We start from the raw sequence: 12,756 nt of genomic DNA on the forward strand, positions 1-12,756 counted from the left end.
TGACACCCGCTGCGCTGGGCAGCTCCCGGAGGCGGCGGACCAGAACGTCGCCGTTGGCGTCCGTGGACAAGGGGCGGGCTGGGCACGCGGCAGTCACGGCCTGGGTCTTACGTGCGGCCGCCCAGAGTCCAGCCTCCCGGGGCGGGAAACAGCTCGGTGGTGATCATCTGGCCCAGTTTCCAGGGCAGGCAGGAGCGTTTGTCGAGCGTTGCCTCCAGTGTTTGTTCGGTGTGCGGAGCGTGCACCGGCAGACGCCGGTGGCGGCCGCGGGTCGGCCGCTCCGCCATATTCGAGGTCTGGCGGGTTCGCCGTGGCTTGGGCAGGAGCGGATGCCGGCTGGCCCAGATCTCGACCACGTCCAGGCCCTCGGCCGGGATGGCCCACTCCTTGAGGAGCAGCGCGACCCGCTCCAGCCAGACGTGATCCTCGTCCGGGGTCAGGGTGTGGCGCAGGCGCCGACGTTCCCGCGCGGCCAGCATCTGGGCCAGGTGGACAGCCTCCGGGTAGAACACCAGCGGTGCGACGCGCAGCTCGTCGCGCCCGGCGCGTCCCAGCGCGCGTCGGCGGGCCCGCCACCCGGGCGCGTTGAGGGCGGGGATGTTCCACCAGCAGGAGGCGATGGCGTAGGCGTCCGCGAACATCGCGCGGCCGCCCGCGCCCAGGCGCCGCTCCAACTGCGGCCGCAGCCGATGGGCAGTGACGACCTCGGGCAGTGCGGTCAGGGGGAGGGCGGCCGTCCCGGGTTCGCGGCGGTTGTCCAGCCAGCGGCCGTGGCGGGCGCACACCTGCCAGGTCGCATCACTGGCCAGGTAGGCGTCCAGGCTGGTGCCCTTGGTGCGGGCGCACAGCTCGCACACCCGCACCAGGAAGCAATCGTCTGTGTCCCAGGGCCAGTCCCACACCGGCGGCCCGTCCACGGGCAGCAGCCGGTGGCTGCGCAGGTTCGGCAGCGCGCGCTGCAGCTCGGCGACCCGGCGGCCGGCCATGACAGCGAGCCGCTCCAGCGCGGCCGGGTTCAGATACCCGTCGCCGTAGCGCGGGTCGCTCGGGACCCCGCCCTGGCGCAGCGGGGTTCCGAACATGAGCCAGAACTCCTCGTCCGGGATGCCGCCGTTGAGGTCCGCCAGGCGGCGCGTGTAGGAGCCGGTCGACTCCCCGCCGATGAACGGCATCACCGACCGCCCCAGCCGCTGCGCCGGACGCCAGGCCTTCGTCCGGCGTGGTCGGGCCGCGCGGGCACGCGGAGCACGGGCCGCTGTCACAATCACACGCCTCCCACATCACCTGCCCTCAACGGGCGCCGCTCTTCACCGCCGGTCCGCACCGAGCGCGACAGCCGCGGCTGCCGGCAGCAGACAGGCGAAGCCAGCGAAGCAACACCTCCCTCTGCCCGGCTACTTCTCTACGGCCTCCGGCTGCCGCACGCAGTGCGTTCGGCCACCGCGTCCCGCACCGGACGCGTCTTTGGCTGAAACCTGTCGATGTCCCGCCCGGAGCGGCGGGTCCGCCGGGTACATTCCCGCGCGATCTGAGGGCTCGGCCCAAAGCGGCCCGGCCCGGCACGAGGCGGCGCCTTGGCAGCTGGGTGAGGAGAGGGTATGGAGTTACGCGAGCACCAGATCGAGGCGCTCGCCGCGATCAAGGCCGCCGTGGCCGCCGGTGAACAGCGCATGACGGTGGTGGCCGCCTGCGGCACCGGCAAGACCCTGATCGCCCAGCAGGCCGCGCAGCGCCTGGCCCACCAGGGCGCCGTGCTGGTGCTGATGCCGACGAAAGCCCTGGTGACGCAGACCATCAGACGCTGGCGCGAAGCCGGCCGGGCGGGGCTCGCGCTCGGCGTCTGCTCCCTGCGCCAGCGAGAGAGCGGACTGTTCCCCGGCGAGGCGGTGATGACCCGTCACCCGCGGGCGATCGCCCGCGCGATGCGCGTCGGCGGCCCGGTCACCGTGTTCGCCACCTACGGCTCGCTGCACCACATCCAGCGTGCCCACGAACAGCACGGCCTGCCGCCCTGGGACCTGGTGATCGCCGACGAGGCCCACCGCACCTGCTCCGCCTTCGGAGACGGCTGGGGCACCGTCCACGACGACAGCGCGATCCCCGCCAAGACCCGCCTCTACATGACCGCCACGCCCAGGATCTGGGGCGCCCCGGCCGCGGGCGAGCTGCTGCCGTTCATGGAACGCATCCCGCTGGCCACCATGGACCACCGCGAGATATTCGGCCCGACCGTGTTCGAGCTGGGCATGGCCGAGGCCATCGAGCGCGGCATCCTGGCCGACTACCAGGTCATCATGCCCATCGTCGACGACAGCGACCTGCACGCCATCCTCGCCGCCCGCCGCCCGGCCACCAGCGCCCACCACAATGGGCTGCGCAACGCCGCCGCCCAAGTCGCCCTGCTGCGGGCGATCGCCGAACACCGGCTGCGCCGCGTCCTGGTCTTCCACAACCGCGTCGCCCTCGCACAGGCCTTCGCCACCTGGCTGCCGGCCACCGCCCTGGAGGTCGGTGAGGAACTGCGCATCGAGAACCTGTGGGCGCAGGCGATCCACGGCCAACAGTCAGGCGACTGGCGCCGCGACCTGCTGGACGACTTCGCCGATCCCGAACGGGACTGCGCGGTGCTGTCCAACGTGCGGGTGCTCAACGAGGGCGTCGACATGCCCGACGTCGACGCCGTGGTCTTCGCCGACCCGCGCTACAGCACCATCGACGCCATCCAGGCCGTCGGCCGCGGCCTGCGCCAGCCCCCGGGCGCCGGGAAGAAGACCACCCTGATCTTCCCGGTCTACCTCCACCCCGGCACCGACACCGCCGACCTGCTGCACAGCTCCGCGTTCGCGAACCTGCTCACCCTCCTGCAAGCGCTGCGCGCCCACGACAACTCGTTCATGGACCGCATCGCGCTGCCCGCCCGCACGCGCACCGCCACCACCACGGCGCGGCGGGCCGTCTACTACGCCCATCCCGAGCGCGCCGCTCAACTGGCCCGCGCCCTGGGCCTGGAGATCACCCTGCCGGCCATCGGCACCTGGGAACAGGCCCTTGCCTCCGCCACCCGCTACCGCACCAGCTTCGGGCACCTGGACGTCCCCGCCGACTACACCGACCCGGACGGCTTCGCCCTGGGCGAGTGCGTGCACAACCTGCGTCTGCGCCACTTCCTGGACCGCCTGCCGGCTGAACACCAACAGGCCCTGGACGCGCTCGGCCTGCCCTGGACGGTGCCGACGCAGACCTTCGACTCCATGCTGGAGCACGCCCGCACCTGGGCGGCCGAGCACGGCCACCTCGCCGTCCCTGTCAAGGCCGACATCGGTGGCCACCGGCTGGGCACCTGGCTGGCCACCCAGCGCCGCAAGGCCGCCGCCGGCCGGCTGCCCGACGCCCACCAGCAGGCACTCGCCGCCCTCGACCCGCACTGGAACGCGCCCTGGATGGACTGGAAGCGCAAGTACGCCCGCGCCAAGGCCCTTGCCCAAACCGCTGGCTGGCGGTCCACCTCGCAGTCCTCCAAGGACACAAGCCGGGAGGACCGCATCACCATGAACTGGATCTACAAACAGCGGCTGAAGTTCTTCCGCCTGGACGAAGCCCAGCAGGACCTGCTGCTCCAGCTGGGGATCCCGCCCCTGCCCGACGGCGTCTACTACGACAGCTACCACGACCCCGAACGCCACCGCTTCTACGAGGGATTGGGGCACCTCGGCGCGTTCCTGGCCCGCGAAGGCCATATCGACGTTCCCCGCCGCCACCAGGAACCGTGGTGGTGGGGCAACGGCGGCGAGCAGTCAAAGACGTTCCCGCTGGGGGAGTGGATCCACCAGTGCCGCAAGCACCCCGAGGTGCTCACCGAAGAGCAGCGCCGCGCCCTGGAAGCGCTGCGCATGGTCTGGGACCCCAGCCTGGGACGCCGCAAGCGCCCCCAACCGCCCCGCTAGCCACAGTCAGCCGCGACCGCGCCCAGGCGACTGCGGCCCGTCGCCCGCCCCCACCGCCGCCGCTCCCTGCCGCCCGGAGCGGCGGTGGGCTGCGGCGGTGGGGCTGGAGCAGGTCACAAGTGCACGACACCGCCGAGTGGGATCGAGTCCAACAGCTCCGGGGTGATGCGCTCCTGCTTGGAGCGGATGGCCTTCTGCGCCGCCTGGCAGATCAGATGCGACAGCATCCGCATGTTGCCGCGGCTGCGGACATGCAGGTCCTGCGACAGCTCCAGCAGGTCGCCGCGGGTGTGCCGGTACAGCCGCAAATTCTTGTCGAACCGGTCGACGATGACGGCGAACGTGCGGGTCTCCTCGTCGCTGAAGCCGATCCGGCTGGTGCGCAGCACCGGGTGATCGCCCCACGGTTGTTCGTTCGGTTCCAGGGGTGTGTCGTTGTCCCGGGTAAGCGGGTCGACGATGGAGCGTGCGCCGCGCCCGCAGTAGATGAACGTGGCACCGGTCTCCTCGCTGATCATGTCCAGGTACTGGAACGCCAGTTCCGCCTCCACCGCGGTGCGCAGCCGCTCGATGCCGTCGATGAGGACGAGCACGGTGCGAGCATCGCGCATGGTACGGATGATGGATTCGGTCGGATCCCCGCCCTCGCGTTGTTGGCCCAGGAAACGGGCGAACGCGCCCGCCCAGTTGCGGTTACCGCGTGCCGTCGGTGGCACGTTCAGCGTGATGACCGGGATGCGGTTCTCGTCCGGCCCGTACAGCTTGGAAAGCTGCTGTTCCCAGTGCACGCCGATCCACTGCAGCAGGGCGCTCTTGCCGGTGCCACGCGGGCCTTCCACGATGACGCCGACCTTGCCGTGGTTGCGCTGCCGGTTGGCACGTACCTGTGTGGCCACCACCTTCAAGGCTTTGGTGATCGCCGGGGTGATCACCGTGTTCATATGCCCGTGGTAGAGCAGCCGCGGGTCGTGTTCGGTGACCTTCGTGCCCTCGGGCGCGCAGTCGGCCAGGTCCGGCGGCTTGGACAGCCGGACGGCCAGCGCCCGCCAGGCGTAGCAGTCCTCGGGCCACAAAGGTTGCGGCGGGGGCAGGAACAGCGGCTCCGGTTCGCTCACATGGGCCAGCAGCCGTTCCTCCACGCTGGCTTTGTCCGCTTCCATCACCACGTCCCCTTTCTTCTCTTTGTGTCCGCCGTCCTGCCAGCGCCGAGCACGCCCGCCATCTGCCGGGGATAGTCCGGCAGATGGCTCACGCCACGCCGTCGCCGTCCTCGTCACTGTCGTCGTCGGTGGTGTGCGTCTGGCGGATGTCGTCGATGATCCGCCGGTAGCGGGCGGCCAGGTCCTCACCGCCCTCAGCAGCTGCCTGACCGGCCGGGGCGCCTTCCCACGCGGCGAGCGCGGCGTCCGGAGCCACCGGCCCGCTGGCCCAGTCGATACCGGCCGGCGATTGACCGGTCGCGTACAGGCCGGTGTCGTCCAGCGCCAGCGGATCCTCGTCCGACTCGGCGTCCAGGGCCAGTAGTTGAGAGCGGTCGAGCGGGTCGCGCCCCGCATACGGGTCGAAGGCTGCAGCCGGCGCCGGCGGCGGCGCGGGTGTGTAGCCGTCGGGCAGCTGTACCCGTGCGACCTGGTCCGGGCCGCGGGCGGCGCGCTCCAGCAGGTCGGCGAGGGCCTGCGCGATGGCTTCCTCGTCGATGATCCGGCCGCCCCGCTCGAGATGCTGGGAGGCGGCGATGTCCCACAAAAACTGCGTGAACGGCTGTCCGACCAGGTCCTGGTGCACCCACGTCGCTTCCACCCACTCGTTCCTGTCGGGGTCGCGCAGCCACACCCTCGACAGGTCGTTGGGCGTGTACCGCATCTCCCAGCGGCCCTTCCTCTTGCCCCGCAGCCCCGAACGGGTATTCCGGCAGGGATTGAGCCCCTTCTTCGGATCACGCTCAAGGTTGTCGTAGGTGCGGTTCTTGAACCGGATGCCCTGCGTGCTCACGCCCACCCAGGCGGTCGGCAACAGCCGCAGATAGTCATCGCGGGTCAGCGGGATCGGCAGATATCCGTCGACGGCCACACAAGCGGCGTACATCTCGTTCGGCGTCAGCTCGGGCAGATAGGCGTCATAGGGGTCGGCGAGCTCGGGGTGCGGCTTGTTCTGCCATTCGAGCGCGATCCACTGCTGCAGCATGTCGTCGAGCTCGGCCAGCGTCCACAGCCGCTCGCCGTCCACGGTCCGCCGCACCCGCACCGGATCGTTGCCGGTGTAAGTGTTCACATGCTGGCTGAACATCGACTTGATGGAGCCGAAGGTGCGCTCCACGACCGCCTTGTCCTGGCCCGTGCGCTTGCGCGCCGGCCGCACCGAGATGCCCAGGTACTCGCAGGCGTCGAAGAAGGTCCGCCCGGCGAACACCGTGCCGTGGTCGATGACGATCAGATCCGGGATGATCACCGGCCGGGCCGCGGCCTGCGCGAACCGGGCGTCGACCGCAACCAGTTCCTCGTACGGCAGGGCGGAGGCGCTGGCGTGGACGGCCGCGTCGAAGCCGGGCCGCATCGGTGCCGGTACCAGGGCCTGGGCCAGCAGCTCGCACGCGTCCACCGCCTTCGTCGCCCGGCCCTTGCGGCGCGGTGCCGCCACCAGACCGCCCTGGCCGCCCTTGCGGCGTCTGCCCCGGCGTGCCGGCTGCTTGGGGCGCACCACCGCGGCGATGATGCTGCGGGTTGCCACACACACCGCGCAGGTCAGCTCCACCCGGGCGGGCTGACCGTCGTCGCCCAGCACCCAGATGTCCAGATCGGTGGAGTCGATCTGCACCAGCTCGCCCGGCATTGTCGCCGACGTCACCGAAAACGGCGGCACGTGCCCGGCCCCGGCCGGACGACGACCGCCCCGGTTCGCCCTCAGATCCCGCGCGTCGATGCCCAGGCGCTGCAGCAACTTGTACAGCGTCGGCTCGGCCGGCACCTTGACCGACTCCCCGTGTGCGGCACGCACCGCCCGCCGCAGCTGCTTGAACAGTTTGCGCGCGTCGCTGGGCGTATCCAGGCGCTGCCGCTGCCGGTCCACCAGCATCAGCAGCTGGTCCACCACCCGCGCATCGGTCAGCCCGTATAGCCGCTGTTTCTTGGTGCTGCGCCCGTCCACCAGCGCCGCCACGGTGCGCTTCTTGCGGTACGCCAGCCGTTTGGCCTGCACCGTCTGCCAGGACACTGACCAGCCCAGCACCGCGTGCAGCTCCGCCGCCTTGGCCTGGTAGCGCTCGATGAATGTGGTGGTGGCCGGGTCGTACATGGGGCGCGGGCGCGCCCCCGCAGGCGCGTCGGGAGGCAGCCCGGTGTCGACCTCGACGACCGCTCGCCACCACGCCTGCGCCGCTTCCGCCGCAGCGGTGGGGATGCCCTCCAGAGCAGCGAAGTCGGGCAGCTCGGCCTGGGCGAGGGGCTGCCCCGCCCCGTCCAGGACCGCGAAGTCCGCGGCGGAGGCCAGCACCGCCAACGGCACCGACACCGGGGCCTGGGCACCGCCCTCGGGGGCCAGATGCACCCTCACCCCGTCCAGGCCCGCCACCGCATACACGCTGCCGCGACAGCGCACCCGGTCCCCGCGCACCAGGACTCCGCGCGGCGCGCGCCGCACCACCAGCGACGCCCGCTCCACCGCGGCCGTACTCACGGGCGCCATCATGGCTGCTCCGTCGCCAGCGGCCGGCGCACCGCGTCCGGTTCGCCCGCACCCAACGGCCCCACCAGCGACCCCGGGCCGAGCGGCTCGCCCCAGTCCACGCCCAGCCGCCGGTGCCACAGCATGTGGTAGAGCCGGGGCAGGGCCAGCATCCGCGGCACCCCGCACTGCGCCACGCCCTTCATCAGCGGCCGCGGCCGGGCGAAGGCCTCGCTCAGCGCGCCCTCCACGCCCGCCTCGCCGTAGCGCGGATGCCGCCGCCGCGAGATCCACCGCAGATTGGCCAGTGCCACCGCCCCCGGCAGCCGAGGCACCGCGAGCTGCCAGCCCGTCTGCCCGCACGCCTCACGCAGCACCGCCAGCTGCCGCTCGAACCGCTTGTTCGGCCCCTTCTGGGGCGGGCACGCCACCACCAGCGTGCCCCCGGCCGCGGTGCGCACGAAGAAGTCCGGCACCAGCTGCCGCTCCCGGCCCCGCTCGCGCCAGATCAGGTGCCCCGACCAGGCGCTGAAGCCGCTCACCCCGGGGTGGAAGTCCAGCAGCATCGCCGTGGAGAGCCGGTCCAGCGACCGGCAGCCCACGTGCCGCCGGGTGGTCGCCGCCCACCACCAGGTGACGATGCTGCGCTGTGAGGGATGCCGCGAGGGCTTCCACACCTCGCCCCGCTCGGTCAGAGGTACGTCGGCCATCCGCTCGGCCGGCCGGGTCCGCCGCACCCCGTACTGGTCCTGATGCAGAACCCGTAACTCCCGTGCCATGAAAGCCCCTTGCCTCGCGCGGCCACACGTCCGTCAGACCTCATAGCACACGGCCCGCTTTGCCGTGCCTGCCGCGCGACGCGTTCCGGACAGCATCAGACCCGCCCTCAGCCCGGTCGGCGGCAATCGGCACGCCGCAGTCGCCAACTCGCCTCTCTTGACAAGTGATTCGCGATTCGCGATATATAAATCATGCAGCATGCGGAGGAGTTGCGGCGCCTGTCGGCAGGAGTCTTCGGCAACCGCTACCGGGCCGAACTGATCGCCGCCCTGGCGGACGCCGGTGACAGCGGTGTCTGCCTGGGGGATCTGGCCATGGCCCGGCAGGTGCCGGCGAGTGTCTACCTGCCGCCGGTTCACACCCTGATCAGACTCGGTCTGGTCCAGCGGGTTCCGCCCGCGCCGGGGGAGCGGCGGCGTTTTTACCGGCGCTGGGGCAGTGCCCAGGCCTGGCAGTCACTGGCCGCCACTGTGGCCCGGCTCCAAGAGCACCCGGCACCGTCCGGAGCGGCCTAGCGCACCGGTCAGCAACCACGGCAAACAGAGTCGAAGGGGGCCGGCATGGCGGCGCCGACAGCAGGAGCACGGGTCTTCGTCCGGCACGCCTCGGCCCCCCTGGTCGGTCCAGGCGCGCAGCTGGCCGAGACGACCATCGAGGGCAGCCGGAACACCCTCGTCTTCTACCGGCGCGATCACCCCGAGTGCGAGCGGCGCCGCGCCCAGGGGGCAGCAGAGCTCGGCATCGCAGACCTCACGGTCCTGCTCGACCTCCCCGCCGACCTTCCGGTCCGGCTGGACTCACTGCCCACCCGGCTGCGCGAGCAGATTCCCGCCCTGCCCCGGGGCGCCGTGACCCTCACTGGCGACCATGTCTGCCGGCGGGCGGTACGCCCGCTGACCGTGGACCTGGTCATTGCCCGCGCCCGCGGCACCCACTGGGAAAAAGGCCTGGCCCGCGCCAGCCGCTTCAAGCCGTTCGCCCGCCGCGCGCTGCTCGTCGACCCGCCCGCCCATGCGCGCGACGACCTGCTAATGCGCGCCGCCTACCTGGGCATCGGCGTCCTGGAGCCGACCGCCGAGGGCCTTGCCTGGGCGCTGGCGCCCGAACCGTACCGGCCCCGCCGTCATACCCCCGTCGCCTGGTACTTCACCGAGCAGCTCCACGCCCGCCTGCCCTGACGCCCGGTCAGCCGGCGTGCCGTGCAGCTGCCCGGCGCGCGGGCAGCTCCGCCCACGCGGACAGGTCCGGGGAGACGGTGAACCCGGGGAGCTGCTGGATCCGGGCATTCCACAGCGCCGAGTTGTCCAGTGCCTGCCGGCATTGCTGCTGCCACCACGCCGCGCGGTCGGCGGTGTCGACTGTGCGCAGCTGCCGCGCCCACTCCATCAGCGAGGACGCGTTGTGCCCGGCGGCCGGGATCTGCTGCGCCATGCTGGTGAACCGGTCCAGGGGCTCGCCCTGGCACTCCTCGCACGAGCAGGCCGGGGCCTCGCCGTCGAACCGCTTGGCCAGGGTGAGCCCGAGGAAGAAATCCATCAGCTCCGGGAACAGGACGGCCGGGCTGCCCGGGCCGCCGCCCGATGCCGCTTGCGCCGGCTCCGGCGGCACGGTGTGGCGCATGCTGGCGTCGGCGCCGAATGCGGTGAAGCCCGCCCCCCGCGCCAGACCTCCGAAGGCGCCAAGGCCTGTGCGCAGCACCCCCACGCCCGGCACCAGTTCCAGCAGCCGCGCCAGCCCCGCCGCGCCGCCGCGCGCGTCCGGCCGGCCACCGACCAGGACCGCCTTCGGCCCCTCAACCTGGTGCAGCACCTCGGCGAGATACTCCACCGGTCCCGGATGCAGCCAGCTGGCGTCGATGGGCGCCGTGAACACCACCCGCGGATCGTCCAGACGCGTCACCCGTGCCGCTGCCGCCTGCAGCGCGCCGGTGTCCCCGGCGTGCAGATACCCGGTCGGTGTCAACGCGAGGTCGGCGAACGCGAGGTGCGCCAGCATCAGATGCTCCAGCGGATCCCCGAACAGCGGCGCAGGCCCGTTGTCCAGGCTCGGGAAGGGCGCTTCCGCGCTGGCGGCGGCGACGCGATAGCACCCCTCGTCGACCAGCAGTGCGGCATCGAAGCCGTCTTCCCGCAGCTGGCCGGCCTTGGCCAGCGCTCCGTCCCCGGTCAGTACCAGGCCGCTTGAGGACGTATCGACCCGGCCGCGGTAGCGCGCCGCGCGCCGATAGCCGACCTGCAAGAGCACCCGGTCCGCCACGCTGCGGGAATCTTGCCGCTGAGAGGACTCGGCGTGCTTGCCGTCATGTCGCCTCCACGCAGGCCGGGCGAGGCACAAACGCAGAGGCGCAGGGCATGCCGCAGCAGCCCCGAGTGCGAGCCCGGACACACCAGTCACAGAGATCCCAACACCCAACTCCGGGCACACTAACAGCACTTACCTTCCGCGAAGGGCTGCTCCGGGCAACCGCTGTTGGCCGGGCGGCCGGGCCGAGGGGAAGCAGCCACCGCCGCTGTACCCCGTCACCGTGCAGGGCGGACGAAGGCGTGAGAAGGAAGAATCCAAAATGCTGGCCGTGGGCCTCGCGGCTGAAGCCGGGATGGGCCCGCCGCCTGGATTCCCATTTCCCGGTGGGATGTCAGCGCCTGCTTCTAGTCTCTGAGCCATGACATCAGCGGGGCCCAAACGGCCGATCACTGAACTGCCGGGCGACCCCGCCCGCCTCCACCTCCACTACGGCCACGGCCACCCCGCGGTGCCCTACGACTTTGAGGACACGCTGGAATCCTGGTACGTCACCGTCACCTACGGGCTGGCGGGCGATCAGGAGTGGGACGACGAAGAGGACGGGGAAAGCCACGCTCCCGCCCCGGGTACCGAGGTGGGGCACCTCATCCTGTGGAGGCTGCGCGACTACACGGGCGACAACCGGTGGGAGGCCGCGGACGCCGAGTCCGGCGATCTCGAGGTCATAGCCTCCGCGGTCCTTGGCCGATCCGGACGCGACGGTTACAGCGCTGCGTTCGAGAAGGCGGTCACCCAGCCCGTCGGCGATCTGCTGCTGCTCGACCGCGTCAGCCTGGACAGGGCCTGGAGGGGGTTCGGGCTGGGTCCTGTCCTGGCAGCCGAGGCGATCCGCCGCCTTTCCGGGGGCTGTTGTGCGGTCGCGGTGTACCCCGCCATGGGCGAGTACCCCGAAGACCGTGAACAGGTCAGCGAGGCCTACCGCCGGCAGGCGAAGAAGAAAATTGCCGCCCTGTGGCAGAGCATCGGCTTCCAGCCGTTCCGTCGTGGCGTCTGGCTCCTGGACACCGCCCTGCGCCAACCAGAAGAACTCCTCCGGGCTCGCCGTGCCGAACTGCACGCGCTCAGCGCAGCCTTCCAGCGGTCCGGCCCGTTGGAGAGCAACCCGGCCGACGGCATGGCTGCCGCAGAGAATGGCATCCAGGCGTCGACGAGTCCCGGCCTGGGCTGACGTTCGGCAGCGCTGTGGCGCGCGGCTGTACAGGAACACCAAGAACGAACCGAGGGGGAGCGGAGAGCCATGGGGGAGAGGCAGCCTGGGGGCGAGGACATCCAGGATGCGCTGGACTGGGCACGGCAGCGCCTTGAGGAGATGGGCGTCTTCAAGGCGCAGGACGGACTGCGGTGGGCGGCGGCTCACGGGCTCGTCCTGTCCGTGTGGCGCAACGGCCCGATCGAGGACGCGCACGCTTCCCGGCCGACCAGCCGGCGCAAGACGCTGCACGACGGGACGATGTTCGCCCGCAACACCTGGCTCACCCGGCAGGCGTTCGACGTCCTGGGCTCCGACGACCCGTTCCGTCTCTACGCACTGGAGGACCTGATCCTGGACCGAGGCATGGTCTGGCCGGGATGCGGGGGAACCCTGACGGACTTCGGCTGGGGATTCCTTGGAGAGATCAAGAAACAGGTGAAACAGCGTATCGACATGTTCCGGCATTTCGAAAAGCGTCTGCCGCCAGACGACTTCCTCCTCTTCGCCGGCTCTCCCCGCATCGGGACTCACGACGACCATTACGGTATGCCGAAATGGCCTGCCTGCGTCGAAGCGGCGATGCGCCGGCTGCGTGGCGAGGACGAGGAGTTCCTGCACGCATGGGGTGATTTGATGACCCGCATCGGCCCCGCTCCCACTCCTGTCACCGCGGACCTCGAGGAAACCCGGAAACTGCTGCTGGGGGCCCCGTGGGAACTGGGCGCCGACAACCTGGACTGGTTCGCCTGGAACCCAATCCTGGAACCGCCGGGCACGACACCCTAAGGGCTGTCCCGCAAAGATCTTGAAGTCGCCGCAGGCATGGTGGGCCGCCGTGCGGCCCGCTTGCCTATCCGGCGAGAGCAAGGTTGTGCA

Annotated in this window: 10 protein-coding genes; 5 read left to right on the forward strand and 5 right to left on the reverse strand. The window is 71.3% G+C overall.

Going from position 1 to position 12,756, the window contains the following annotated elements; all coding sequences use genetic code 11:
• Positions 1–107: 107 nt before the first annotated feature.
• Entirely contained in the window at positions 108–1,262 is a 1,155-nt protein-coding gene (locus ACFCXS_RS39055) for a hypothetical protein (protein ID WP_376648096.1), read from the reverse strand.
• Between the two features lie 336 nt (positions 1,263–1,598).
• On the opposite strand from ACFCXS_RS39055, the gene ACFCXS_RS39060 reads away from it, so the two are divergent.
• A complete protein-coding gene (locus ACFCXS_RS39060; protein WP_376648097.1) occupies positions 1,599–3,944 on the forward strand; it encodes a Helicase associated domain protein in 2,346 nt (781 codons plus the stop codon).
• Between the two features lie 113 nt (positions 3,945–4,057).
• Here ACFCXS_RS39060 and ACFCXS_RS39065 read toward each other — a convergent pair whose 3' ends face one another.
• The 3 genes from ACFCXS_RS39065 to ACFCXS_RS39075 are packed head-to-tail and all read right to left on the reverse strand — an operon-like array spanning position 4,058 to position 8,383.
• Positions 4,058–5,221, reverse strand: a complete 1,164-nt coding sequence (locus ACFCXS_RS39065; RefSeq protein ID WP_376648098.1) for an AAA family ATPase — start codon at positions 5,219–5,221, stop codon at positions 4,058–4,060.
• Positions 5,193–7,616, reverse strand: a complete 2,424-nt coding sequence (locus ACFCXS_RS39070) for a hypothetical protein (protein WP_376648099.1) — start codon at positions 7,614–7,616, stop codon at positions 5,193–5,195. Before ACFCXS_RS39070 ends, ACFCXS_RS39065 begins: the two co-directional genes overlap by 29 nt.
• 8 nt (positions 7,617–7,624) lie before the next feature.
• Complete coding sequence (locus ACFCXS_RS39075; protein ID WP_376648100.1) at positions 7,625–8,383, reverse strand: TnsA-like heteromeric transposase endonuclease subunit; 759 nt, start codon at positions 8,381–8,383, stop codon at positions 7,625–7,627.
• 192 nt (positions 8,384–8,575) lie between these two features.
• On the opposite strand from ACFCXS_RS39075, the gene ACFCXS_RS39080 reads away from it, so the two are divergent.
• Together ACFCXS_RS39080 and ACFCXS_RS39085 are read left to right on the forward strand one after the other, a co-directional pair.
• A complete protein-coding gene (locus tag ACFCXS_RS39080) occupies positions 8,576–8,899 on the forward strand; it encodes a hypothetical protein (protein ID WP_376648101.1) in 324 nt (107 codons plus the stop codon).
• A gap of 45 nt (positions 8,900–8,944) precedes the next feature.
• On the forward strand, positions 8,945–9,562 hold the full coding sequence (locus ACFCXS_RS39085; RefSeq protein ID WP_376648102.1) for a hypothetical protein: 618 nt from the start codon (positions 8,945–8,947) through the stop codon (positions 9,560–9,562).
• Between the two features lie 7 nt (positions 9,563–9,569).
• Here ACFCXS_RS39085 and ACFCXS_RS39090 read toward each other — a convergent pair whose 3' ends face one another.
• Positions 9,570–10,640 carry a hypothetical protein gene (locus tag ACFCXS_RS39090; RefSeq protein ID WP_376648103.1) on the reverse strand — a complete coding sequence of 357 codons (1,071 nt, stop codon included), beginning with the start codon at positions 10,638–10,640 and terminating at the stop codon, positions 9,570–9,572.
• Between the two features lie 406 nt (positions 10,641–11,046).
• Between ACFCXS_RS39090 and ACFCXS_RS39095 the strand changes: the two genes are divergently transcribed.
• Positions 11,047–11,856, forward strand: coding sequence for a hypothetical protein (locus tag ACFCXS_RS39095; RefSeq protein ID WP_376648104.1), 810 nt, complete (start codon positions 11,047–11,049; stop codon positions 11,854–11,856).
• A gap of 69 nt (positions 11,857–11,925) precedes the next feature.
• Positions 11,926–12,666 (forward strand): hypothetical protein, encoded by a 741-nt coding sequence (locus ACFCXS_RS39100; protein ID WP_376648105.1) that lies wholly within the window; start codon positions 11,926–11,928, stop codon positions 12,664–12,666.
• Positions 12,667–12,756 lie beyond the last annotated feature (90 nt).

The sequence above is a fragment of the Streptomyces sp. NPDC056373 genome, from assembly GCF_042262425.1.
Taxonomy (GTDB): domain Bacteria; phylum Actinomycetota; class Actinomycetes; order Streptomycetales; family Streptomycetaceae; genus Streptomyces.

Bases quoted from the DNA above. Each gene is read 5' to 3' on its own strand.
- ACFCXS_RS39060 (WP_376648097.1), top strand. From the start codon at position 1,599: ATGGAGTTACGCGAGCACCAGATCGAGGCGCTCGCCGCGATCAAGGCC.
- ACFCXS_RS39075 (WP_376648100.1), bottom strand. From the start codon at position 8,383: ATGGCACGGGAGTTACGGGTTCTGCATCAGGACCAGTACGGGGTGCGG.
- ACFCXS_RS39080 (WP_376648101.1), top strand. From the start codon at position 8,576: ATGCAGCATGCGGAGGAGTTGCGGCGCCTGTCGGCAGGAGTCTTCGGC.
- ACFCXS_RS39085 (WP_376648102.1), top strand. From the start codon at position 8,945: ATGGCGGCGCCGACAGCAGGAGCACGGGTCTTCGTCCGGCACGCCTCG.
- ACFCXS_RS39095 (WP_376648104.1), top strand. From the start codon at position 11,047: ATGACATCAGCGGGGCCCAAACGGCCGATCACTGAACTGCCGGGCGAC.
- ACFCXS_RS39100 (WP_376648105.1), top strand. From the start codon at position 11,926: ATGGGGGAGAGGCAGCCTGGGGGCGAGGACATCCAGGATGCGCTGGAC.